The sequence below is a fragment of the Streptomyces sp. AC1-42W genome, from assembly GCF_003248355.1.
Taxonomy (GTDB): domain Bacteria; phylum Actinomycetota; class Actinomycetes; order Streptomycetales; family Streptomycetaceae; genus Streptomyces.
This window is the reverse complement of record NZ_QKWY01000001.1, coordinates 2220423-2243850: the sequence shown is the minus strand read 5'-3', so window position 1 is coordinate 2243850 and position 23428 is coordinate 2220423. Positions and strand designations below refer to the sequence as shown.

The window sequence follows — 23428 nt, the reverse complement described above, 5'->3', positions numbered from 1 at the left end:
GTCCGGGGCGCAGGCCCGGGGCCAAGGAGGGTGGTACCGCGGGGACCGGCTCGGTTCTCGTCCCTCCGACGGAAGAGGACGCGTCCGCCGGAGGAAGCCCGCACATGACATCGCCGCAGTACCGCCAGGTACCCGCCCAGGTCGACCTGCCCGCCCTCGAGCACGCCGTGCTCGACTTCTGGCGCGAGAGCAAGGTCTTCCGCAAGAGCCTCGACCAGTCCGAGGGCCGCCCCGAGTGGGTGTTCTACGAGGGCCCGCCAACCGCCAACGGCATGCCCGGCGCCCACCACATCGAGGCCCGCGTCTTCAAGGACGTCTTCCCCCGCTTCCGGACCATGCAGGGCTACCACGTGGGCCGCAAGGCGGGCTGGGACTGCCACGGCCTGCCGGTCGAGCTCGCGGTCGAGAAGGAGCTGGGCTTCAACGGCAAGAAGGACATCGAGGCGTACGGCATCGCCGAGTTCAACGCCAAGTGCCGCGAGTCCGTGACCCGGCACACCGACGCCTTCGCCGAGCTGACGACCCGCATGGGCTACTGGGTCGACCTCGACGACGCGTACCGCACGATGGACCCCGAGTACGTCGAGTCCGTGTGGTGGTCGCTGAAGGAGATCTTCGACAAGGGGCTGCTGGTCCAGGACCACCGCGTCGCCCCCTGGTGCCCCCGCTGCGGCACCGGCCTGTCCGACCACGAGCTGGCGCAGGGCTACGAGACGGTCGTCGACCCCTCGGTCTTCGTGCGCTTCCCGCTCACCTCCGGCCCGCTGGCCGGCGAGGCGGCGCTGCTGGTCTGGACGACGACCCCGTGGACCCTGGTGTCCAACACCGCCGTCGCCGCCCACCCGGACGTCACCTACGTGGTCGCGACGAACGGCGAGGAGAAGCTCGTCGTCGCCCGGCCGCTGGTCGAGAAGGCGCTCGGCGAGGGCTGGGAGCTCACCGGGCAGACGTTCACCGGCCGCGAGATGGAGCGCTGGACGTACGAGCGCCCCTTCGCCCTCGTGGACTTCCCGAGCGGCAGCGAGGGAAGCAATGGGAACAGTCCGGCCGCGGCGCACTACGTCGTCAACGCCGAGTACGTGACGACCGAGGACGGTACGGGTCTGGTCCACCAGTCCCCCGCCTTCGGCGCCGACGACCTCCTGGTCTGCAAGGCGTACGGGCTGCCGGTGGTCAACCCGGTCCGCCCCGACGGCACCTTCGAGGAGGACCTGCCGCTGGTGGGCGGGGTCTTCTTCAAGAAGGCCGACGAGGCGCTGACCGAGGACCTGAAGGACCGCGGCCTGCTCTTCCGCCACGTCCCCTACGAGCACAGCTACCCGCACTGCTGGCGCTGCCACACCGCGCTCCTGTACTACGCGCAGCCGTCCTGGTACATCCGCACGACGGCGGTCAAGGAGCGGCTGCTCCAGGAGAACGAGAACACCAACTGGTTCCCGGACTCGGTCAAGCACGGCCGCTTCGGCGACTGGCTGACCAACAACGTCGACTGGGCGCTCTCCCGCAACCGCTACTGGGGCACCCCGCTGCCGATCTGGCGCTGCGAGGAGGGCCACCTCACCTGCGTGGGCTCGCGCGCCGAGCTGGGCGAGCTGGCCGGCTCCGACCTCTCCCGCCTCGACCCGCACCGCCCGTTCATCGACGACGTGACCTTCGCCTGTACGCACGAGGGCTGCGGCCTGGAGGCGCGCCGGGTCCCGGAGGTCATCGACGCCTGGTACGACTCGGGCTCGATGCCGTTCGCGCAGTGGGGCTACCCGTACAAGAACAAGGAGATCTTCGAGAGCCGCTACCCGGCGCAGTTCATCTCGGAGGCCATCGACCAGACCCGCGGCTGGTTCTACACGCTGATGGCGGTCGGCACGCTGGTCTTCGACAAGTCGTCCTACGAGAACGTGGTCTGCCTGGGCCACATCCTCGCCGAGGACGGCCGCAAGATGTCCAAGCACCTGGGCAACATCCTCCAGCCGATCCCGCTCATGGACCAGCACGGCGCCGACGCGGTCCGCTGGTTCATGGCGGCGGGCGGCTCCCCCTGGGCGGCCCGGCGCGTCGGCCACGGCACGATCCAGGAGGTCGTCCGCAAGACGCTCCTCACCTACTGGAACACGGTCGCCTTCCAGGCCCTGTACGCCCGTACGTCGAACTGGGCGCCCTCGGCCGCCGACCCGGCGCCCGCCGACCGCACGGTCCTGGACCGCTGGCTGCTGGGCGAGCTGAACACCCTGGTCGAGCAGGTCACCCGGGCGCTGGAGGGCTATGACACCCAGCGGGCCGGCAAGCTGCTGTCCGCGTTCGTCGACGACCTGTCCAACTGGTACGTGCGCCGCTCCCGCCGCCGCTTCTGGCAGGGCGACAAGGCGGCCCTGCGCACGCTGCACGAGGTCGTCGAGACGGTGACCCGGCTGATGGCCCCGCTGACCCCGTTCATCACCGAGCGGGTCTGGCAGGACCTGGTGGTGCCGGTCACCCCGGACGCGCCGGAGTCGGTCCACCTCTCGTCCTGGCCGAAGGCGGACCCGGCGGCCGTCGACCCCGCCCTCTCGGCGCAGATGGCGCTCGTGCGCCGGCTGGTCGAGCTGGGCCGGGCCACCCGCGCCGAGTCCGGCGTCAAGACCCGTCAGCCGCTCTCCCGCGCCCTGGTGGCGGCCTCCGGCTTCGAGGCCCTCTCCGCCGAGCTGCGCGCCCAGATCACCGAGGAGCTGAACGTCTCCTCGCTGGCCTCGCTGTCCGAGGTGGGCGGCTCGCTGGTCGACACCACGGCCAAGGCGAACTTCCGGGCGCTCGGCAAGCGCTTCGGCAAGGGCGTCCAGGCAGTGGCCAAGGCCGTGGCCAACGCGGACGCGGCGGCCCTGTCGCTGGCCCTGCGCGAGTCGGGCACCGCCTCCGTCGAGGTGGAGGGCGAGCCGATCGCCCTCGCCCCGGACGAGGTGATCATCACGGAGACCCCGCGCGAGGGCTGGTCGGTCACCTCCGACTCGGGCGCCACCGTCGCGCTGGACCTGGAGATCACCCCGGAGCTGCGGCGCGCGGGGCTGGCCCGTGACGCGATCCGCCTGATCCAGGAGGCCCGCAAGAACAGCGGCCTGGACGTCGCGGACCGCATCGCCGTCCGCTGGACCTCCACCTCCCCGGCGACGGCGGATGCCCTCACCGAGCACGCGACGCTGATCGCGGACGAGGTGCTCGCGCTGGACTACGCCCAGGGCGAGGCGGACGCCGCGTACGGCACGCCCTTCGAGGACGAGACCCTCGCCCTGACGTTCCGCCTCCGCAAGACACAGGCGTAACCACCGCACGCGAAAGGGCCGGGCCCCGGGGAATGGCGAATTCGAGGGGTCGTTGCAACACTGCTGGTCAGCTGGCTAGGTCCAGTAGCTTAGCGAGGCGCTCGGCTGGGGTTTCCCAGCCGAGCGTTTTGCGTGGGCGGCTGTTGAGTTCGGCGGCCACGAGCTCCAGGTGGTCGGGGGTGTGAGCGCTCAGGTCGGTGCCCTTGGGGAAGTACTGCCGCAGCAGGCCGTTGGTGTTCTCGTTCGATCCCCGCTGCCAGGGACTGGCCGGGTCGCAGAAGTAGACGGGGATGTTCGTGGCCACGGTGAAGGCTTTGTGGGCGGCCATCTCCGAGCCCTGGTCCCAGGTCAGGGAACGCCATAGATGCGGCGGCAGGGCCTGGACAGTGGCGGCGAGCGCGTTGCGGGTCGCGACAGCACTGTGCCCGATCGGCAGGTGCACGAGCATCACGTAGCGGGTGGCCCGCTCGACGAGGGTGCCGATGGCGGAGCGGCCGTCCTTGCCGATGATGAGGTCACCTTCCCAGTGACCGGGGACGGCCCTGTCAGCGGCTTCGGCAGGGCGTTCACTGATCAGGACCATGTCCTTGATGGGGCGGGAGGTGCGCTTGTGGGCCTGGCGCCGCGGACGCCGGCGGGCCCGGCCCGTGCGCAGGGACTTGGTCAGCTCCCGGCGGAGTTCTCCGCGGCCCTGGACGTAGAGGGCCTGGTAGATCGTCTCGTGGGTCACGTGCATCTCCGGCCGGTCGGGGAAGCGTGCCCGCAGAGCCTGGCAGATCTGCTCAGGGCTCCACCGCATCGTGAGGTGGTCCTGGATGAAGTCCCGCAGTTCGGGGTTGTGGCCGATCTTGCCGGTCTTCGGGCGGGGCCGGCGGGCGTCCGCGCGGGCCTGGGCGGTGTGAGGCCGGTAGTACCAGCCTCCCTTGGGCATGGTCCGCCGGTTGCGGCGTATCTCGCGGCTGATGGTGGACGGGCTGCGGCCCAGCTCGGCGGCGATCTGCCGGATGGACGCCCTCTCGCGCAGCCGGTCGGCAATGTGGATGCGGTCGCGCTCCTGGAGAAACCGCGAGGGGCCGCGAGACGGCGCCTCCAGATCTCCCGCAGCCACGGACCCGTGCCCGTGCTGCGGGTAGATCGGAGGAACTGCCTTGCGGCCCCTCTTGTGACCGTTGCGCCACTTCTTGCCCGTGCGGCGGTCGATGCCGACGATCCGGGCCGCTTCCCGGGTGCTGTAACCCTGCTCCATGAGCTGGAAGTATGCGGCCCGTTCCCGGGTCAACGGCTTGCGCCCCTGCCGGTTCCTGTCCTTGCGGATTTCGAAGTCCATGACACCCCTTGAACTGGGGTGTTGCAACGACCACTAGAACTGAAGAATCCCCGGGGCCCGGCCCTTTGCCTGCCGACGGCTACGCGCTCGACGAGCGCGCGCCGCTCAGTTGTCGTCCTCGTCGATCAGGAAGCCCCGCATCGGCGACGGAGCCTGCATCGGCTGCGGCGCCTGCGGCCGCACCGGTGCCATCGGCTGCGTCATCGCCGGGGACATCTGCTGCTGGCCGCCGTACGACGGGCCACCGCCCATGGACGGGTTGCCGCCACCCATCGGCGGGTTGCCGTGACCGCCGTGGCCACCGCTCATGGAGTGACCCATGGCACCCGCGCCGGCCGGGGCCAGCGAGGGCGACGGCGGCAGCGAGGCGGCGGCCGGCGTCCGCGGCGGAGCCAGCGAGTCGTCCGACTGGGTCTCCAGCTGGCGCAGCTGGCTCTCCAGGTAGGACTTCAGACGCGTGCGGTACTCGCGCTCGAAGCCGCGCAGGTCCTCGACCTTGCGCTCCAGCGTCGCGCGGGCCGACTCCAGCGAGCCCATCGCCACGCGGTGCTTCTCCTGGGCGTCCCGCTCCAGCGCGTCCGCCTTGGCGCGGGCGTCCCGCTCCAGGCCCTCGGCGCGGCTGCGCGCCTCGCCGACGATCTTGTTGGCCTCGGACCGGGCCTCCGCGATCGCCTGGTCGGCGGTCTGCTGGGCCAGGGAGAGGACACGGGCGGCGCTGTCGCCACCGGGGCCCTGCTGCTGCATCTGCGGCGGGGGCTGCATCTGCTGCATCTGCTGCTGCGGGTTGTGACCGCCCATGGGGCCGCCCATCGGCCCGCCCATGGGACCACCCTGCATCGGGCCGGGGCCGTGGGGGCCCTGCGGTCCGGGACCGTGCGGGCCCTGGGGGCCGTGGCCGCTGGGACCGGCCGGCAGCTGCGGAGCACCACCTGGCAGTTGGGGGGGGCCCATCTGCGGGGGCTGCTGCTGAACCGGCGGGCCCGATATGGCGGCGGGCACCGGGGCACCGGGCCGCTCCTGCTGCTCCGGCGGCTTGCGCATGCCCTGCTGCTGGTTCTGCGCGGCGGCACGCGTGGCGGCGGCCAGCTTGGCGCGCAGGTCCTCGTTCTCACGGAGCAGGCGGGTCAGCTCCGACTCGACCTCGTCGAGGAAGGCATCGACCTCGTCCTCGTCGTAGCCCTCTCGGAGGCGGACCGTCGTGAACTGCTTGTTCCGCACGTCCTCGGGAGTCAGCGGCATCTCTTCTTCACCTCTACGTAGTCGTCGGCAGTCGGCAAGACGGTATCGCTCACAGCCCGCTCACAATGCTGATCAGGATGGAAACGATGATCATCAGAACGAAGAAGGACAGGTCGAGTGCCACGCCCCCGAGACGCAGCGGCGGGATGAACCGCCGCAGGAGCTTGAGCGGTGGATCGGTGACCGTGTACGTCGTCTCGAGTACGACCACCATCGGCTTGCCCGGCTGCCATGAACGTGCGAACTGGAAGACGTAGTCCATGACGAGCCTGAAGATCAGCACGATGAGGAAACACATCAACGCGATGTAGACAACACTTTGTGCGACGCCCATCCTCGCGCTTCCCTCTCCCCTGGCTCTCGTAGCTCCGGCCTCCCGGCCGGGTTGTTCCCGGTGTCGTGTTCTCAGCTCTGGTTGAAGAATCCGCCCTCTGCGATACGGGCCTTGTCCTCCGCCGTGACATCGACGTTAGCAGGCGACAACAGGAACACCTTCTGTGTCACACGCTCAATGCTGCCATGGAGACCGAAGACGAGTCCTGCGGCAAAGTCGACAAGTCGCTTCGCGTCCGTGTCGTCCATCTCCGTGAGATTCATGATCACCGGAGTGCCCTCGCGGAAGTGTTCCCCGATGGTACGGGCTTCGTTGTACGTCCTGGGGTGCAGCGTGGTGATCCGGTAGGGCTCCCGCTCGGACACGACCTTGGGCATGATCACCGGTGCGTTCTTCTCCATGTTCGGGCGTTCAGGTGTGATGGATGCCACGGGTGCGATCCGGGCGGGTCGCTCGCGCTCCGCCGGGATCCGGACCGGCTCCCGTTGCGCCGGAGGCTGTGCCGCGCGTACCGGTTCGTCGCGCTCCCGGTCGCGCTCTGCCTGGTGGGCGGGCTGGTGCCGGCGCCGGTCGCGCTCGGGCTCCGGCTCGGGTTCGAATTCGTCGTCGGGGTCGAACCCCGGACCGTCGTACCCATCGTCCTCCACGAGGCCGAGGTAGACCGCCATCTTGCGCATCGCGCCGGCCATGCTCTGAGTCCTCCGCTCTGTGGTGGATCGGCTTCTGTCACCAGGTTGCCGCGATCCACTCCGGCCTGACCGCCACGGGCGGTAATGACCATATTTTCTGCTGTGGTCCGACTTGCTTGGCGACGTTACCCGAGCCCGGCGCGGACTCCGAGTACCGCAGTACCGACGCGCACATGTGTCGCTCCGGCCGCGATGGCGTCCTCGAGGTCCGCACTCATCCCTGCGGAGACCATGTTCGCAGCCGGATGGTTCCCGCGCAGCCGGGATGAGAATTCCATCAGCCGGTCGAACGCGGCCCGTTGGCGCCCGGCGAACGGGCCGGAGAGCGGGGCGACGGTCATCAGTCCGTCCAGCCGCAGACCGGGCGCGCCGGCCACCGCGTCCGCCAACTCCCCGATGCCGTCCGGGGCGACACCGCCGCGGGCGCCCCGCTCGCCGCTCTCCGCGTCGAGCGCGACCTGGATGAGGCAGCCGATCTCGCGGCCGGCCCGTCCGGCCGCCGACGAGAGGGCGGTGACCAGCTTCGTACGGTCCACCGACTGCACAACATCGGCATAACTGACCACAGAGCGGACCTTATTGGTCTGCAACTGACCGACAAAGTGCCACGAGAGGGACAGATCCGAGCACTCGGCGGCCTTCGGAGCGGCGTCCTGGTCGCGGTTCTCCGCGACCTGACGCACACCGAGTCCATGCAGAATCCGCACATCACTCGCCGGGTAGGTCTTGGTGACGACGAGAAGGGTCACCTCCCCGCGGTCGCGACCGGCCGCGGCGCAGGCCGAGGCGATCCGTTCCTCCACCCGCGCCAGGTTCGCGGCGAGTTCTTCCTTGCGTTCCGTCATGCCCTATCAGTCCAGCCAGACATATCCGGCGAGCCGCCCGGTGGTGCGCTCGCGTCGGTACGAGAAGTGGTCGCCCGATTCCAGGGTGCAGAAGGGCGATGCCTGCCGGTCGGTGACGCCGAGGGCCGCCAACTGGGCGTGCACGCCGCCGGTCACGTCGACCGCCGGGGTGCCCCGGCCGGTCTCGGACCACGAACCGGGCACCCGCGCGGCGACCTCGTCCCGCATCGCGGCCGGCACCTCGTAGCACCGCCCGCACACGGCAGGTCCGGTCCGTGCGGTGATCCGGGAGACCTCCGCGCCGAGCCCGGTCATGGCCTCGACCGCGGCCGGCACGACCCCGGCGACCAGCCCCGGCCGGCCCGCGTGCACCGCGGCGACGACCCCGGCCTCCGGGTCGGCGAGCAGGACCGGCGTGCAGTCGGCGGTGAGCACGGCGAGGGCGAGGCCGCGCCGCGCGGTCACCACCGCGTCCACCGCGGGGATCTCGCGGTCCACGCCCCAGGGTCCGTCGACCACGGCGACGTCCCGGCCGTGGACCTGGTTCATCCAGACCACCCGGGCCGGGTCGAGCCCGCGCGCCCGCGCGGCCCGCTCCCGGTTCGCCAGAACGGCGGCGGGATCGTCGCCGACCGCGCCGCCGAGATTGAGCTCCGCGTACGGGGCGGCGCTCACTCCGCCCCACCGGTCGGTGAAGGAGAAGTGAGCGCCGCCCCGCGAAAAGACTGAGACCTTCGGGCTCACCGCAGTGTTCGCACCTATCACTTCAAGAAGTCCGGTACGTCCAGCTCTTCGGCCTGGGAGTCCGAGTAGGGACGGGCCGGCGGGACGTGCGGCGGGGCGACGACCGGCGGAAGGTGGCTCTCACCCGCGACCGGAACCGGCTCCGACTGCACCGGCGGCTCCTCGCGCGGCGGGACCGAACCCAGCCCGCCCGACTGGCGGACCGGCTCGGGGGCGGCCCGCACCGGCGCCGGGGCCGGCTCCTCGCGCTTGGCGGTGTTCGCGCCCAGCACGTTCTCCCGGCGGGCCGGCGGCTGTCCGCCGTCGAAGCCCGCCGCGATGACGGTGACCCGCACCTCGTCGCCCAGGGCGTCGTCGATGACGGCGCCGAAGATGATGTTGGCCTCGGGGTGCGCCGCCTCGCTCACCAGCTGGGCGGCCTCGTTGATCTCGAAGAGACCGAGGTCGCTGCCGCCGGAGATGGAGAGCAGCACGCCGCGGGCGCCGTCGATGGACGCCTCCAGGAGCGGCGAGGAGATCGCCATCTCCGCGGCGGCCACCGCGCGGTCGTCACCGCGGGCGGAGCCGATGCCCATGAGCGCCGAGCCGGCCTCCGACATGACCGACTTGACGTCGGCGAAGTCGAGGTTGATCAGGCCCGGCGTGGTGATGAGGTCGGTGATGCCCTGGACGCCCGAGAGCAGGACCTGGTCGGCCGACTTGAACGCGTCGAGCACGCTGACCTGGCGGTCCGAGATGGACAGCAGCCGGTCGTTGGGGATGACGATGAGGGTGTCGACCTCTTCGCGGAGCTCGGCGATGCCGTCCTCCGCCTGGTTCGCGCGGCGCCGGCCCTCGAAGGTGAACGGGCGGGTGACCACACCGATCGTCAGGGCGCCGAGCGAGCGCGCGATGTTGGCGACGACGGGTGCGCCACCGGTGCCGGTGCCGCCGCCTTCGCCTGCGGTGACGAAGACCATGTCGGCCCCCTTGAGGACCTCCTCGATCTCCTCACGGTGGTCCTCTGCCGCCTTGCGACCGACTGCCGGGTTCGCCCCGGCGCCGAGGCCGCGGGTGAGTTCGCGGCCGACGTCGAGCTTGACGTCGGCGTCGCTCATCAACAGGGCTTGCGCATCCGTGTTGATCGCGATGAACTCGACGCCCTTGAGGCCGACCTCGATCATTCGGTTGATGGCATTGACACCACCGCCGCCGACACCGATGACCTTGATGACTGCGAGGTAGTTCTGCGGTGCTGCCACGTCGAAGGCCTCTCGCCTCGAGTTATGTGTCGTCGCTTGGCGGTGGTCACGCCGCGACGACGGATGCCGATTGGGGCGGTCCGAACGCCGACCCAAACCCTAACGTTCAAGTTTAGGGTTACCAGTGTGTCTGCTTCATGGACTCTTCCGAACAGGACACTAAGTCGACAAGTGGCGCCCGTTCAACGAACACGCCGAACCTCCCGTTTTTCTTTTCACCCTATGTGATCACCCGTAGCGCTGACCAACCAGGGTGCTGGCCGGCCCGAATGTGCGTCAACCACCCGACACCGCCGGGGCGGTGGGCGCACTCACGTCGAAGTGTCCCGCTTTGGGGGCGACTTTCATGAGAGCGGTGAGAACTTTCGCTTTCGCCGCACCCGCTTCACCGCTTCCCCACATCACCGTGCGATCCCCGCCGAGCTCCAGCGAGATGGCGTCGTACGAGGTCACCCGCACGACCCGGGTGTCCCTGGCGACCGCGTCCGGAAGGTCGCCCGCCACCCGGACCGCCTCCCGCACCAGCCGGTCGGTACCGAAACGGCGCAGACTCGGGGAACGGTCGGCGGCCAATTCCAGCAGCGGCACCCGTGCGGGCGCCTTGTCCACCGTGGCGAAACGGATGCCTTCGTCGTCCACTTCAATGAACTTTCCGCCCTTTTTCACCAAAAGGACCGGCTTTCGTTCCGTCACTTTAAGACCGATGCCGTGCGGCCATGAGCGAACGACATCCACCTCGTCGATACGAGGCAACTTCTGGCGCAACCGCCGCTCGATCGCGCCGGTGTCGACGGAGACCAGCGGCGTCCCCATGGGCACCGCCGCCGCGCGCTCCACCTCGGCCGGGGTCAGCACCCCGAGCCCGGTGATCCGGACGTCCTCGGTGCGCAGCCAGGAGGAGCCGTACAGCGCCCAGACGGCTCCGGAGCCGAGCAGCAGCACGGCGGCCGCGATCAGGATCAGCAGCCGGCGCCGGGAGATCCGGGGCTCCTCGCCACCGGGGCGCGGCGGCCGGTCCTGGCTGTCCTGCTGCTTGCCCGCGCCGCGCTGGGCGGTCGTCGGTCCGGCCACGCTCGCTCCTTACGCCGGGTCCGGGGGCCATCGCCCCCGGACCCGCCCGCCTCACGCGTTGCGGCGTGCGGCAATCGCCTCGTACACCATGCCGACCAGCAGATCGTCGGCGTCCCGGCGGCCGAACTCGGCGGCGGCTCGGGACATTTCATACAACCGGTGCGGATCGGACAGCACCGGGAGGACGTTGCCCTGCACCCACTCCGGGGTCAGCGCGGCGTCGTCCACCAGCAGACCGCCGCCGGCGTTCACCACCGGCTGGGCGTTCAGCCGCTGTTCGCCGTTGCCGATGGGCAACGGGACGTAGGCGGCGGGCAGTCCGACGGCGGAGAGTTCGGCGACGGTCATCGCGCCCGCGCGGCAGAGCATCATGTCGGCCGCGGCGTACGCGAGATCCATCCGGTCCACGTACGGTACCGGGATGTAGGGGGGCATCCCCGGCATGTTGTCCACGCGCGGCAATTCGTTCTTCGGTCCGACCACGTGCAGGATCTGGATGCCGGAGCGCTGGAGCAGCGGGGCGACGCGCTGCACCACCTCGTTCAGATGGCGGGCGCCCTGCGAGCCGCCGGAGACCAGCAGCGTCGGCAGGTTGGGGTCGAGGCCGAACGCCGCACGCGCCTCGGGGCGGACGTAGGCCCGGTCGAGGGTGGCGATGGTGCGGCGGAGCGGGATGCCGATGTAACGGGCCCCGCGCAGCTTGCTGTCCGGGGTGGAGACGGCGACGCCGTGCGCGTACCGGGAGCCGATCTTGTTGGCCAGGCCGGGCCGGGCGTTGGCCTCGTGGACCACGATCGGGACGCCGGCCCGTTTGGCGGCCAGATAGCCCGGCAGGGCCACGTAACCGCCGAAGCCGACCACGCAGTCGGCCCTGGTGCGTTCCAGGATCTGCTCGGCGGCCTTGATGGTGCCGCGCAGCCGGCCCGGAACGGTGATCAGTTCGGGGGTGGGCTTGCGCGGCAGCGGTACCGCCGGGATCAGGGCGAGTTCGTAACCCCGCTCGGGCACGAGCCTGGTCTCCAGTCCCCGCTCCGTGCCGAGAGCGGTGATCCCCACGCTCGGGTCCTGCCTGCGCAGGGCGTCCGCGAGGGCAAGCGCGGGCTCGATGTGGCCGGCGGTCCCCCCGCCGGCGAGTACGACATGCACCGAAATTCACCGCTCTCCGGACGGACGCTTCTTGACGCGCCGTCTCATCGTCTTCCATCTCACCCCTGGCCTCCGCACGGCCAGGGCCGCCTTCGCGGCGGGCTCGTCCCGCGCGAACGCGATCAGGAGCCCGACGGCGAACATGGTCGGCAGCAGGGCCGACCCCCCGTAGGAGAACAGCGGGAGCGGGACACCGGCGATCGGCAGCAGGCCGAGCACCGCACCGATGTTGATCACGGCCTGCGCCGTGATCCAGGTGGTCACACCTCCCGCTGCGTACCTCACGAAGGGGTCCTCCGTGCGTCCGGCCACGCGGATACCCGCATAGCCTAGAGCCGCGAAGAGGGCGAGCACCGACAGCGTCCCCGCCAGCCCCAGTTCCTCCCCGGTGATGGCGAAGATGAAGTCGGTGTGCGGTTCGGGAAGTTGTCCCCATTTTTCCACACTCGCACCGAGGCCCGATCCGAACCAGCCGCCCGAGGCCAGAGCATAGATGCCGTGCACGGCCTGCCAGCAGGAGCCACCGGGTCCGGGCTCGCCGGCCCCCATGCACTCCAGCCGGGACATGCGGTTGGGGCTGGTCCGGATCAGCAGGAAGCCGATGAGTCCCGCGACGGCCAGCACCCCGGCGAACAGCCGGGTGGGCGCCCCGGCCAGCCAGAGCAGCCCGAACAGGATGGCCGTGAGAATGATCGCGGTGCCCATGTCGCCGCCGAGCATGATGAGTCCGAGCAGCATGAAGGCGACCGGGACCAGCGGCACCAGCATGTGCTTCCACTGGGTCAGCAGCCGCCTGTCCTGCTTGCGGGCGAGCAGATCGGCCCCCCACAGCACCAGGGCCAGCTTGCCGAACTCGCTGGGCTGGAGCTGGAAGGGCCCGCCGAGGTAGAGCCAGTTGCGGTTGCCGTTGACCGACATCCCTATCCCCGGCACCTGGACCAGCACCATCAGGAAGACGGTGCCCAGGAGCAGCGGGTAGGACAGCGCGCGGTGCAGCTTGACCGGCATCCGGGCGGCCATCGCCATCAGCCCGGCCCCGATCACGGCGGCCAGGAACTGCTTGCGGAAGAAGTAGGTGCCGGGCTTGCCGAGTTCCAGCGCCTTGATCATCGAGGCGGAGTAGACCATCACCAGGCCGAGCACGGTGATCAGGAGTCCGGCGCCGAGGATGACGTAGTACGCCGTCAGCGGGCGGTCCCAGGCCCGCCGGGCCCGCTCGTACAGCCGCCGCGCTCCCCCGCCGCGCGGGCTGCGGGGACCGCCCGTGCTCCGGGCCCGCACCGCCGCGGGCCGCCGGGCCTTGGCAGCGGGCCGCACCCGCACGCTCTCTTCGGCCGGCATGTCCCTGTCCCCTCCACTGCTCGTGCCCAGGGGCTCACCCGCCCCGGCGTGTGGGCCGGGGCGGTGCGGCGCGGCGGCCGGGCCCGTCAGGCGCTGTCGGCGGCGCGTGCGCGGACGGCGTCCGCGAAGGCCTCGCCCCGCTTGTTGTAGTTGACGAACATGTCCATGGAGGCACAGGCCGGGGCCATCAGTACGGTGTCTCCCGGCCGGGCGAGCCGTGCCGCCTCGCGGACCGCCTCGGACATCGCCCCAGTGTCGGTCCGGTCGAGGTCGACCACCGGGACCTCGGGGGCGTGTCGCGTCAGGGCTTCGCGGATCAGGGCCCGGTCCGCGCCCATCAGCACGACGCCCCGCAGCCGCCCGGCGCAGCCGGTCACCAGCTCGTCGAAGGTGGCGCCCTTGGCGAGCCCGCCGGCGATCCAGACGATGGAGTCGTAGGCGGCGAGCGAGGCCTCGGCGGCGTGCGTGTTGGTGGCCTTGGAGTCGTCCACGTACGCGACCCCGTCGACGTCCGCGACGTGCTCGATGCGGTGCGGGTCGGGGCGGAAGGCGCGCAGTCCGTCGCGCACGGCGGCGGGTGCGACGCCGAAGGCGCGGGCCAGGGCGGCGGCGGCCAGGGCGTTGGCGACGTTGTGCGGGACCGGCGGGTTGACGTCGGCGACCTCGGCCAGTTCCTGGGCCTGCTTCTGGCGGTTCTTCACGAACGCGCGGTCCACGAGGATGCCGTCCACGACGCCGAGTTGCGAGGGCCCCGGCGCGCCGAGGGTGAAGCCGATGGCCCGGCAGCCCTCCTCGACGTCCGCCTCGCGCACCAGGTCCTCGGTGGCCGGGTCGGCCGCGTTGTAGACGCAGGCGACCGTGTTGCCCTCATAGATCCGGCCCTTGTCGGCCGCGTACGCCGCCATGGAGCCGTGCCAGTCGAGGTGGTCCGGGGCCAGGTTGAGGACGGCCCCGGAGTGGGCGCGCGGCGAGGGCGCCCAGTGCAGCTGGTAGCTGGAGAGTTCGACGGCGAGCACGTCGTACGTCTCCTCGCCGAGGACGGCGTCCAGCAGGGAGACGCCGATGTTGCCGACGGCGGCGGTGCGCAGCCCGGCGGCCTCCAGGATGGCGGCCAGCATCCGGACGGTCGTGGTCTTGCCGTTGGTGCCGGTGACCGCGAGCCAGGGGGCGGGCTCCCGGCCGTCCAGGCCGCGCAGCCGCCAGGCGAGTTCGACGTCGCCCCAGACCGGGACGCCCGCGTCGGCGGCCGCGGCGAACAGCGGCTTGCCGGGCTTCCAGCCGGGGGCGGTGACGACGAGTTCGGTGGACGGGGGCAGGGTGTCGCCGTCGCCGAGGCGTACGGCGATGCCCTGCGCCTCCAGCTCGGCGGCCTGGGCGCGGGAGCGCTCGTCGTCCCCGTCGTTGACCACGGTGACGACGGCGCCGAGGCCGTGCAGGACACGGGCGGCCGGGATTCCGGAGACCCCGAGGCCGGCGACCGTGACGTGCTTGCCCTGCCAGTCCGCTTTGCTCACTTCTTGGCTGCCCATCCTGCGTAGAAGAGGCCGAGTCCGACGATGACGCACATGCCCTGGATGATCCAGAAGCGGACCACGACAAGGACTTCGGACCACCCCTTGAGTTCGAAGTGGTGCTGGAGGGGGGCCATCCGGAAGACGCGCTTGCCGGTCATCTTGAACGAGCCGACCTGGATGACGACGGACATCGTGATCATCACGAAGAGGCCGCCGAGGATCGCCATCAGGAACTCGGTGCGCGAGCAGATCGCGAGGCCGGCGAGCGCGCCGCCGAGGGCGAGCGAGCCGGTGTCCCCCATGAAGATCTTGGCCGGCGAGGTGTTCCACCACAGGAAGCCGAAGCAGGAGCCCATCAGCGCGGAGGCCACGACGGCGAGGTCGAGCGGGTCGCGCACCTCGAAGCAGGCGCTCGGGTTGGTGAGGGTGGCGGCGTTGGCGCAGGACTCCTGGAACTGCCAGAGCCCGATGAAGGTGTACGCGCCGAAGACCATCACCGAGGCACCGGTGGCCAGGCCGTCCAGACCGTCCGTCAGGTTCACGCCGTTGGACATGGCGAGGATCATGAACAGCGCCCAGACGACGAAGAGCACCGGGCCGATCGACCAGCCGAAGTCCTCGACGAACGAGAGCTTGTCGGAGGCCGGGGTGTTGCCGCGGGCGTCGGCGAACTGGAGCGAGAGCACCGCGAAGGCGATCCCGACTATCAGCTGGCCGGCCATCTTCGCCTTGGCCCGCAGACCGAGCGAGCGCTGCTTGACGATCTTGATGTAGTCGTCGAGGAAGCCGACGAGTCCCATGCCGGCCATCAGGAAGAGGACCAGCACACCGGAGAAGCGCATCTCCTCCCCGGTGATCACCTTCGCCAGGATGTACGCGATGATCGTCGCCAGGATGAAGGCGATGCCGCCCATCGTGGGCGTGCCCTTCTTGGACCCGTGGGTGCGCGGGCCGTCGTCCCGGATGAACTGCCCGTATCCCTTGCGGGCCAGGAGCTTGATCAGCAGCGGCGTGCCGATCAGGGTCAGGAAGAGCCCGATGGCTCCCGCGAAGAGGATCTGCCTCATCGGCCCGCGACCTCGCCCTCGGTCGCGTTCTCCAGCAGTGCGGTGACCACCTGTTCCAGGCCGACCGACCGGGACGCCTTCACCAGCACCACGTCACCCGGGCGCAGTTCCCTGCGCAACAGGTCGACGGCAGCCTGTGCGTCGGACACGTGCACCGACTCCTCACCCCACGAACCCTCGTTGTATGCGCCCAGTTGCAGCCAGGAGGCCTCTCTGCCCCCGACCGCGACGAGCTTGCTGACGTTGAGCCGGACGGCGAGCCGTCCGACCGCGTCGTGCTCGGCGAGCGAGGCGTCGCCGAGCTCGGCCATCAGGCCGAGCACCGCCCACGTACGACGCCCCTTCCCCATGGCGGCCAGAGCGCGCAGCGCGGCCTTCATGGATTCGGGGTTGGCGTTGTAGGCGTCATTGACGAACGTCACGCCGTCCGGACGCTCGGTGACCTCCATGCGCCAGCGGGAGAGGGTGCCCGCCTCGGAGAGCCCTTCGGCGATCTCGTCTGCGGACAGGCCCAGCTCATGGGCGACGGCGGCCGCGGCGAGCGCGTTCGACACGTGGTGCTCACCGTACAGGCGCATGGTCACCTCGCTGCACCCGGTGGGTGTGTGGAGACGGAACGCGGGGCGTCCGTCCTCGGTGAGGCGTACGGCTTCGCCCCGTACGTCCGCATCCGCGGCTTCGCCGAAGAGCACCACACGGGCCCGGGTACGGGAGGACATGGCGCGAACCAGAGGGTCGTCGGCGTTGAGCACGGCGACGCCGTCCGCGGGCAGCGACTCGACCATCTCGCCCTTGGCCAGCGCGATCTGCTCCTTGCCGCCGAACTCGCCGATGTGGGCGCTGCCGACGTTGAGCACGAGGCCGATGCGCGGGGGGACGAGTCCGGTGAGGTAGCGGATGTCCCCGATGTAGCGGGCGCCCATTTCGAGGACCAGGTGCCGGGTCTCGTCGGTGGCGCGCAGCGCGGTGAGCGGCAGGCCGATCTCGTTGTTGAGGTTGCCCTCCGGGTAGACGGTGGGCCCCTTGCGCTCCAGGAGCTGCGCGATGAGGTCCTTGGTGGAGGTCTTGCCCGCGGAGCCGGTGAGGGCGACGACGGTGGCGCCGAGGCGGCCGACGACGGCGCGGGCGAGCGCGCCGAGGGCGGCCACGACGTCGTCCACGACGATGGCGGGCACGCCGACGGGGCGGGTGGCCAGGACGAGGGCCGCGCCCGCCTCGACGGCGCGCGCGGCGTAGTCGTGGCCGTCGGCCCGCTCGCCGGCGAAGGCGACGAAGAGGCTGCCGGGCGTCACCTTGCGGGAGTCGATGACGACGGGTCCGCCGACGGTCACCGACCGATCCGGTATGTCGTGTGTCTGCCCGCCGACGATTTCGGCGATCTCGGCGAGGGTAAGGGCGATCACTTGGTCATCCCTGACTGTTGTTCTCGTGGTGGGAGGCGGCGGGGCCGGCGCCGTGCCCCAGGGTCCGTTCGATGGCCTCGCGCAGGACGACCCGGTCGTCGAAGGGGCGGACGACGCCGTGGACGTCCTGGCCCTGCTCGTGGCCCTTGCCGGCGACGAGCACGGTGTCGCCGGGCTCGGCGCGGCTCACCGCGGCCGCGACGGCCGCGGCCCGGTCCGCGTCGACGAGGACGTCCCCGCGTTCGTGGACGGGCACCTCGGCGGCGCCGGCCAGCATGGCGGCGAGGATGCCGAGGGGGTCCTCGGAGCGGGGGTTGTCGGAGGTCAGTACGGCGGTGTCGGCGAGCCGGGCCGCCGCCGCGCCCATCGGGCCGCGCTTGGTGGTGTCGCGGTCGCCGCCGCAGCCGAGGACGATGTGCAGCCGGCCCTTGGTGACCTTGCGCAGGGCGCGCAGCACGGATTCGACGGCGTCGGTCTTGTGCGCGTAGTCGACGAGCGCGAGGTAGGGCTGTCCGGCGTCGACCCGCTCCAGCCGTCCGGGCACGCCCGGTACGGCGCCGACGCCGTCGGCCGCGGTCTGCGGGTCGATGCCGGCGACGGCGAGGGTGACGATCGCGGCCAGGGTGTTGGCGACGTTGAACGGGCCGGGCAGCGGGGCCTTGGCGGCGGCCCGTTCGCCCTGCGGGCCGACGACGGTGAACGTGGAGCCGAGCGGCCCGACGACGACGTCCTCGGCGCGCCAGTCGGCGTCCGGGTGGCCCTCGGCGGAGAAGGTCGTGACCGGCACGGCCGCCTCGGTGACGAGCCTGCGGCCGTACGCGTCGTCGTAGTTGACGACGCCCCGCCTGCTGAGCCGGGGCGTGAACAGCTGCGCCTTGGCCTGGAAGTAGTCCTCCATACCGGAGTGGAACTCCATGTGCTCCGGGCTGAGGTTGTTGAAGACGGCGATGTCGAAGACGCAGCCGTCGACCCGGCCGAGGACCAGCGCGTGGCTGGAGACCTCCATGGTGACGGCGTCCACGCCGCGTTCGCGCATGACGGCGAGCAGGGCCTGCAGGTCGGTGGCCTCGGGCGTGGTGCGCTCGGACTTGATGCGCTCGTCGCCGATCCGCATCTCCACGGTGCCGATGAGTCCGGTGGCGCGGCCGGCGCCCCGGAAGCCGCCCTCGACGAGGTAGGCGGTGGTGGTCTTGCCGGACGTGCCGGTGATGCCGATCCGCAGGAGTCCGGTGCCGGGCCTTCCGTAGATCTCGGCCGCGAGGTCACCCATCCGGGCGCGCGGTTCTTCGGTGACCAGGACCGGTACCCCGGTGGCGCGGGCGCGTTCGGCGCCGGAGGGGTCGGTGAGGATGGCGGCGGCGCCGAGCCCGGCCGCCTGGGCGGCGAAGTCGGCGCCGTGCAGGCGGGCGCCGGGCAGGGCCGCGTAGAGGTCTCCGGGGCGCACGGCGCGGGAGTCGTGGGTGATGCCGGTGACGTCACCGGTGCCGGGTGGTTCGATTCCCAGCCGCTCGGCCAGTGTGACGAGGGAGGTCGGCCGCAGCCGGTCCGGGCGGGGCGCTCCCGGATAGTTCACAGGCGCGTCCTTCTGGGTCGTTCGGGACTGTTCAGCGTGGGGCACGGCGGTGAGCGTACCGGGCGCACCCGGCCTCTCGCGAAGTGAGGGTGCGGCGGAACGGACGTTCTCGTTCCGGTTCCCTGGATCGGGGGTGATGGTCGTCACTGAGGTGTCTCCGCGAGTTCACTCGCCGGTTCCGAAGAACACCGGCAGATCGGCCGGCGCGCGGCCGGTGGGGGGCGTCTGGAGGGTCTTGAGGGCGAATTCCATGACCTGCTTGTAGATGGGTCCGCAGGTCTGACCGCCGAAGTGGCTGCCCTTGGTGGGGTTCTGGATCGCGCAGTAGACGGTGACCTGGGGGTTGTCGGCGGGGGCGAAGCCGGCGAAGGACGCGGTGTAGCCGTGGTAGCCGCCGCGCACCGGGTCGACGCGGTTGGCGGTGCCGGTCTTGCCCGCGACCCGGTAGCCGGGGATCTGGGCCTTGGTGCCGGTGCCCTCCTCGTCGCTGACGACCGATTCGAGCATGCGGGCGAGGGTCTTGGCGGTCTTCTCGCTGACGACCCGGGTCTGTTCGGGGGCCTCGGCCGGGGTGAAGCGGCCGTCCGGGCCCCGGGTGCCGCGTACCAGCGTCGGCTGGATGCGTACGCCGCCGTTGGCGATCGTGGAGTAGATCGAGGCGGCCTGCATGGCGTTGAGGGAGAGGCCCTGGCCGAACGGGATCGTGTACTGCTGCGAGGTGGACCAGTCCTCGGGCTTGGCGAGGAGGCCGGCCGTCTCGCCGGGGTAGCCGAGCCCGGTGGGCGATCCGATGCCGAATTTCCTCAGATAGGAGTACAGGACCTTGTTGGCCTCGGCCTGCGTCCTGCCCAGCTCGCCGGTGGCCATGATGGTGCCGATGTTGCTGGACTTGGCGAGTACGCCGTTGAGCGTCAGGTGCCAGGTGGGGTGGTCGATGTCGTCCTTGAAGAGGCGGTCGCCCCGGTGCAGCCGGTTGGGGACCGTGACATGGGTGAGGGGGGTGGCGGCGCCCTCCTCCAGGACGGCGGCCATCGACATCACCTTGCTGGTGGAGCCGGGCTCGTAGACGTCCTGGAGGGCCGGGTTGCCCAGCGCCGCGGCGTCGGCGTGCGCGAGGTCGTTGGGGTCGAATCCGGGGGCGTTGGCCATGGCGAGGACCTCGCCGGTGCGGGTGTTCTGCACGACGACGTAGCCGCGGTCGGCCTTGGACTCGGCCACCTGGTCGGAGATGGCCTTCTGGGCCGCCCACTGGATGTCGCGGTCGATGGTCAGCTCGATGTCGGAGCCGGGCACCGCCGGGATCTCCTTGGTGCCCGCCGTGGGCACCCGCCGGCCGCCGGACTGGGCGTACTTGATGGTGCCGTCCTCGCCCGCCAGCTCCTTGTCCAGCTGGAACTCCAGGCCGCCCGCGCCCTCGCCGCCGGCGTTGACGTAACCCAGTATCCCGGCGGCCAGGGCCCCGTTGGGGTAGACCCGCTTGGTGGTGCTCTCCTGGAAGACGCCCGCGAGGACGTTCGCGCCGGGGCCGCCGGCGGCCTTGTCCTTGGCGGCCTTCTCGGCGAAGACGGACTTGAGGTCCTTGATCTGCTTCCAGACCTGCGGCGTCTGCCTGCGGGCCAGGACCGCGTAGCGGCTCTTCGGCTTGGAGAGCTTCTTGACCAGGTCGTCCGCGTCCACGCCCAGGATCGGCGCGAGCAGCGCGGCGGCCTGCTGCGGGGCGTCGGGGGCCTTGCTGTCGGCCGGGGTGAACATCTTGGGGTCGGCGGTGATGTCGTACGCGTCCACGCTGGTGGCCAGCGCGATGCCGCTGCGGTCGGTGATCTCGCCGCGCTCGGCGGCGACCGTGTAGCTCAGGTAGCGGTTCTTCTCGGCCTTGGCGGCGTACGCGTGGGCGTCGACCGCCTGGACCTGGAGGAGCCGGACGACGAACGCGATCATGACGAGCGTCAGGGCGAGGCTGATCAGCCGGAGCCTGGGGCGCGGGCTGCCCAGCCGCAGCGTCCGGGCGGCCCGCCCGCGCGGTGTCCGGCCGCGCGGCGGGGCGGCGGGGGCGCGCCGCCGCTGCTGGGGCCGGGGGCGGCCGGAGGCGGCGGCGTTACGGGGTCGCGCGGGGCCGGGGACCCGGCGGCGCGGCGGTTCCTTGGGGGGCACTGCGTCACCTGCCGGGGCTCGTGGAGGGCTGGGCGGCCGGGGTGGCGCCCGCCGTGCCCGAGGGGCCGGGCGCGGGCGTGGCGGCGGCAGGCGTGGCGGCCTGCGCGGGGGAGGCGGTGGGCGTGGGCGTGCCGGCGGGGGACGCGGTGGCCGCGGGGGTCGTCGGCGGGGGCGCGGTGACCGGGGCGGGGGCGGCCTCGGACGGGACGCCCCGGACCTTGCCGTCCGGGCCGAGGAAGGCGGGGCTGCCGCCGGGGACCATGCCCAGCTCACGGGCGCGCCGCTCCAGGGCGTCGGGCTCGAAGGAGGCGTCGACGTCGCGCTGGAGGGCCTGCTGCTCGTCGGTCAGCTCGGTGGTCCGCTTCTTCAGCTCGCTCAGCTCGAAGGAGCCTTCGTTGAGCGCCGAGTTGAGCAGCAGCAGGGTGATCAGGCCGCCGCCCAGGAGCAGCACGACCAGCAGGACGAACGGGGTCCGGGCGGCGGTGCTCGGCCCGGCGGGCATCAGCCGGGTGAGCCGTGCGGCGCGTCCTTTCACCTGCCCGGCCGGTTTGCTCACCGCTCGTCCTCGCGGATGCGCTGGGCGCCGCGCAGCCGGGCGGGGGCGGCGCGCCGGTTCTCGGCGACCTCTTCCTCGGTGGGGAGTTCGGCGCCGCGGGTGAGCAGCTTGAGCCGGGGCTGGTAGCGCTCGGGGACGACGGGCAGGCCGGGCGGGGCGGTGTTGGCGGCGCCGGCCGCGAGGACCTGCTTCACCAGCCGGTCCTCCAGCGACTGGTAGGCGAGGACCGCGATGCGGCCGCCCACGGCGAGGGAGGCGACGGCGGCCGGGATGGCCCGCTCCAGCACCGTCAGCTCGCCGTTGACCTCGATGCGCAGGGCCTGGAAGGTGCGCTTGGCGGGGTTGCCGCCGGTGCGCATGGCGGCCTGCGGCAGGGCTTCGCGGATCAGTTCGACGAGCCGGGCGCTGTTGGTGAAGGGTTCCCTCTCGCGTTCGCGCACGACGGCGGAGACGATCCGCTTGGCCTGCTTCTCCTCGCCGTACGCGCGCAGGATGCGCACCAGCTCGCCCGGCGGGTAGGTGTTGAGGACCTCGGCGGCGCTGATGCCGGTCGTCTGGTCCATGCGCATGTCGAGGGGCGCGTCGCGGGCGTAGGCGAAGCCCCGGTCGGACTCGTCCAGCTGCATCGAGGAGACGCCGAGGTCGAACAGGATGCCCTGCACCCTGGGGATGCCGAGCCGGTCGAGGACCTCGGGCAGCTCGTCGTAGACGGCGTGCACCAGGGTCGCGCGGTCGCCGTAGGGGGCGAGCCGCTCGCCGGAGAGGCGCAGGGCCTCCTTGTCGCGGTCCAGCGCGATCAGCCGGACGGCGGGGAAGGCGGAGAGCAGCGCCTCGCTGTGACCGCCGAGGCCGAGGGTGCAGTCGACGACCACGGGGGGCTGGGGGCCGGACGCCTCCAGAGCCGGTGCCAGCAGGTCCAGGCATCGCTGGAGCATCACCGGGACGTGTCGGGTCTGGCTCATGCGCCCTCTCAGGCTCAGCTCCCGGAGGGCGGGACGTACGGCCTGGTCCCCGCCCGCTCGCGAAGGGGAGGTCCGCCGGCGCCGGGGAAGGGGCGTCAGCCGACCGGCGAGCGGGAGAGGGCCGGGCCGTACGTACGCCGCGCACACGGGGAATAGTTCGAAATGTGCAGGCTGTCGGTAACTTCCCGTCACTTTAGTCCACCCTGCCACTCGATCGATTCCCGATCAATCAACCCGGCAGCGCGTCGGCGCCCGTCCGTTCACCCGCGCGGATGCCTGGAGGCGGGCTTGTGGATTACCTCACAACAATGGCTGTTGACGTTTTTTGTCCGCTTCGCCGTCCCTCCTGGAGGCATGAGGGGGTCTAACGTCTTGAGCATGTCGACTTCTACGAACTCCCCCGCCGAGCCCTCCGCCCCAGCAGCCACGGTCACCGACCGTCTGGTGGAGGCGAACAGCAAGTACGCCTCAGAGTTCACGGACCCCGGTATGGACGCCAAGCCGGTGCTCCAGGTCGCCGTGGTCGCCTGCATGGACGCCCGGCTCGACCTGCACAAGGCCCTCGGCCTGGCGCTGGGCGACTGCCACACCATCCGCAACGCCGGCGGCGTGGTCACCGACGACGTCATCCGCTCGCTGGCGATCAGTCAGCGCGCGCTCGGCACCCGCAGCATCGTGCTCATCCACCACACGACCTGCGGCATGGAGTCGATCACCGAGGACTTCCGCCAGGAGCTGGAGCACGAGGTCGGACAGCGGCCGTCGTGGGCCGTGGAGGCGTACACCGACGCCGACCAGGACGTCCGTCAGTCGATGCAGCGGGTCCGCACCTCGCCGTTCCTGAAGCACACCGACGACGTGCGCGGGTTCGTCTTCGACGTGACCACCGGCAAGCTGCGCGAGGTCCTGCCGGCCTGACCGGGGGTTCCCGCAGA

General features: G+C 71.3%; 19 protein-coding genes. 2 read left to right on the top strand and 17 right to left on the bottom strand.

The features are described 5' to 3' along the window. The first annotated feature begins 104 nt into the window (after positions 1-104). Positions 105-3290, top strand: coding sequence for an isoleucine--tRNA ligase (gene ileS, locus DNK56_RS10270; RefSeq protein ID WP_111332698.1), 3186 nt, complete (start codon positions 105-107; stop codon positions 3288-3290). A gap of 67 nt (positions 3291-3357) precedes the next feature. Here ileS and DNK56_RS10265 read toward each other — a convergent pair whose 3' ends face one another. From DNK56_RS10265 to rsmH, 17 genes are all read right to left on the bottom strand, one after another. Beyond that, a complete protein-coding gene (locus DNK56_RS10265; RefSeq protein WP_111332695.1) occupies positions 3358-4617 on the bottom strand; it encodes an IS30 family transposase in 1260 nt (419 codons plus the stop codon). A 105-nt stretch (positions 4618-4722) separates the two neighbouring features. After that, a complete protein-coding gene (locus DNK56_RS10260) occupies positions 4723-5856 on the bottom strand; it encodes a DivIVA domain-containing protein (protein ID WP_111332692.1) in 1134 nt (377 codons plus the stop codon). Positions 5857-5905: 49 nt separating this feature from the next. After that, a complete protein-coding gene (locus DNK56_RS10255) occupies positions 5906-6190 on the bottom strand; it encodes a YggT family protein (protein WP_111332689.1) in 285 nt (94 codons plus the stop codon). A 71-nt stretch (positions 6191-6261) separates the two neighbouring features. Further along, positions 6262-6879, bottom strand: a complete 618-nt coding sequence (locus tag DNK56_RS10250; protein ID WP_111332686.1) for a cell division protein SepF — start codon at positions 6877-6879, stop codon at positions 6262-6264. Between the two features lie 125 nt (positions 6880-7004). Continuing rightward, on the bottom strand, positions 7005-7724 hold the full coding sequence (locus tag DNK56_RS10245) for a YggS family pyridoxal phosphate-dependent enzyme (RefSeq protein WP_111332683.1): 720 nt from the start codon (positions 7722-7724) through the stop codon (positions 7005-7007). A 6-nt stretch (positions 7725-7730) separates the two neighbouring features. Next, positions 7731-8468, bottom strand: coding sequence for a peptidoglycan editing factor PgeF (pgeF, locus tag DNK56_RS10240; protein ID WP_111332680.1), 738 nt, complete (start codon positions 8466-8468; stop codon positions 7731-7733). A gap of 17 nt (positions 8469-8485) precedes the next feature. Continuing rightward, positions 8486-9709 (bottom strand): cell division protein FtsZ, encoded by a 1224-nt coding sequence (ftsZ, locus tag DNK56_RS10235; protein WP_111332677.1) that lies wholly within the window; start codon positions 9707-9709, stop codon positions 8486-8488. A 276-nt stretch (positions 9710-9985) separates the two neighbouring features. After that, entirely contained in the window at positions 9986-10780 is a 795-nt protein-coding gene (locus DNK56_RS10225) for a cell division protein FtsQ/DivIB (protein WP_111332671.1), read from the bottom strand. 51 nt (positions 10781-10831) lie between these two features. Beyond that, positions 10832-11926 (bottom strand): undecaprenyldiphospho-muramoylpentapeptide beta-N-acetylglucosaminyltransferase, encoded by a 1095-nt coding sequence (murG, locus tag DNK56_RS10220; protein WP_111332668.1) that lies wholly within the window; start codon positions 11924-11926, stop codon positions 10832-10834. Between the two features lie 6 nt (positions 11927-11932). After that, complete coding sequence (gene ftsW / locus DNK56_RS10215; RefSeq protein ID WP_111332665.1) at positions 11933-13267, bottom strand: putative lipid II flippase FtsW; 1335 nt, start codon at positions 13265-13267, stop codon at positions 11933-11935. 86 nt (positions 13268-13353) lie between these two features. Continuing rightward, a complete protein-coding gene (gene murD, locus DNK56_RS10210) occupies positions 13354-14781 on the bottom strand; it encodes a UDP-N-acetylmuramoyl-L-alanine--D-glutamate ligase (protein WP_111332662.1) in 1428 nt (475 codons plus the stop codon). Then, positions 14778-15848, bottom strand: coding sequence for a phospho-N-acetylmuramoyl-pentapeptide-transferase (gene mraY, locus DNK56_RS10205; protein ID WP_111332660.1), 1071 nt, complete (start codon positions 15846-15848; stop codon positions 14778-14780). The genes murD and mraY overlap by 4 nt, the downstream gene beginning before the upstream one ends. After that, positions 15845-17251, bottom strand: a complete 1407-nt coding sequence (locus DNK56_RS10200; RefSeq protein WP_111332657.1) for a UDP-N-acetylmuramoyl-tripeptide--D-alanyl-D-alanine ligase — start codon at positions 17249-17251, stop codon at positions 15845-15847. Before DNK56_RS10200 ends, mraY begins: the two co-directional genes overlap by 4 nt. Positions 17252-17255: 4 nt before the next feature. Then, positions 17256-18971: a UDP-N-acetylmuramoyl-L-alanyl-D-glutamate--2,6-diaminopimelate ligase gene (locus tag DNK56_RS10195; protein WP_111332654.1), complete on the bottom strand. Its 1716-nt coding sequence runs from the start codon at positions 18969-18971 to the stop codon at positions 17256-17258. An 18-nt stretch (positions 18972-18989) separates the two neighbouring features. Then, the gene (locus tag DNK56_RS10190) at positions 18990-20975 is read right to left on the bottom strand and encodes a peptidoglycan D,D-transpeptidase FtsI family protein (protein WP_111332651.1); all 1986 of its coding nucleotides are present in this window, start codon (positions 20973-20975) and stop codon (positions 18990-18992) included. Between the two features lie 4 nt (positions 20976-20979). Further along, entirely contained in the window at positions 20980-21477 is a 498-nt protein-coding gene (locus DNK56_RS10185) for an FtsB family cell division protein (RefSeq protein WP_111335653.1), read from the bottom strand. Positions 21478-21527: 50 nt separating this feature from the next. Beyond that, complete coding sequence (gene rsmH / locus DNK56_RS10180) at positions 21528-22493, bottom strand: 16S rRNA (cytosine(1402)-N(4))-methyltransferase RsmH (RefSeq protein WP_111332648.1); 966 nt, start codon at positions 22491-22493, stop codon at positions 21528-21530. A 378-nt stretch (positions 22494-22871) separates the two neighbouring features. On the opposite strand from rsmH, the gene DNK56_RS10175 reads away from it, so the two are divergent. Continuing rightward, the gene (locus tag DNK56_RS10175; RefSeq protein WP_111332645.1) at positions 22872-23411 is read left to right on the top strand and encodes a beta-class carbonic anhydrase; all 540 of its coding nucleotides are present in this window, start codon (positions 22872-22874) and stop codon (positions 23409-23411) included. Positions 23412-23428: the final 17 nt, after the last annotated feature.

Excerpts from the sequence above, each read along its gene's own strand:
- ileS (WP_111332698.1), top strand. The coding sequence starts at position 105 with ATGACATCGCCGCAGTACCGCCAGGTACCCGCCCAGGTCGACCTGCCC.
- DNK56_RS10265 (WP_111332695.1), bottom strand. The coding sequence starts at position 4,617 with ATGGACTTCGAAATCCGCAAGGACAGGAACCGGCAGGGGCGCAAGCCG.
- DNK56_RS10260 (WP_111332692.1), bottom strand. The coding sequence starts at position 5,856 with ATGCCGCTGACTCCCGAGGACGTGCGGAACAAGCAGTTCACGACGGTC.
- DNK56_RS10255 (WP_111332689.1), bottom strand. The coding sequence starts at position 6,190 with ATGGGCGTCGCACAAAGTGTTGTCTACATCGCGTTGATGTGTTTCCTC.
- DNK56_RS10250 (WP_111332686.1), bottom strand. The coding sequence starts at position 6,879 with ATGGCCGGCGCGATGCGCAAGATGGCGGTCTACCTCGGCCTCGTGGAG.
- DNK56_RS10245 (WP_111332683.1), bottom strand. The coding sequence starts at position 7,724 with ATGACGGAACGCAAGGAAGAACTCGCCGCGAACCTGGCGCGGGTGGAG.
- ftsW (WP_111332665.1), bottom strand. The coding sequence starts at position 13,267 with ATGCCGGCCGAAGAGAGCGTGCGGGTGCGGCCCGCTGCCAAGGCCCGG.
- mraY (WP_111332660.1), bottom strand. The coding sequence starts at position 15,848 with ATGAGGCAGATCCTCTTCGCGGGAGCCATCGGGCTCTTCCTGACCCTG.
- DNK56_RS10185 (WP_111335653.1), bottom strand. The coding sequence starts at position 21,477 with ATGCCCGCCGGGCCGAGCACCGCCGCCCGGACCCCGTTCGTCCTGCTG.
- rsmH (WP_111332648.1), bottom strand. The coding sequence starts at position 22,493 with ATGAGCCAGACCCGACACGTCCCGGTGATGCTCCAGCGATGCCTGGAC.
- DNK56_RS10175 (WP_111332645.1), top strand. The coding sequence starts at position 22,872 with ATGTCGACTTCTACGAACTCCCCCGCCGAGCCCTCCGCCCCAGCAGCC.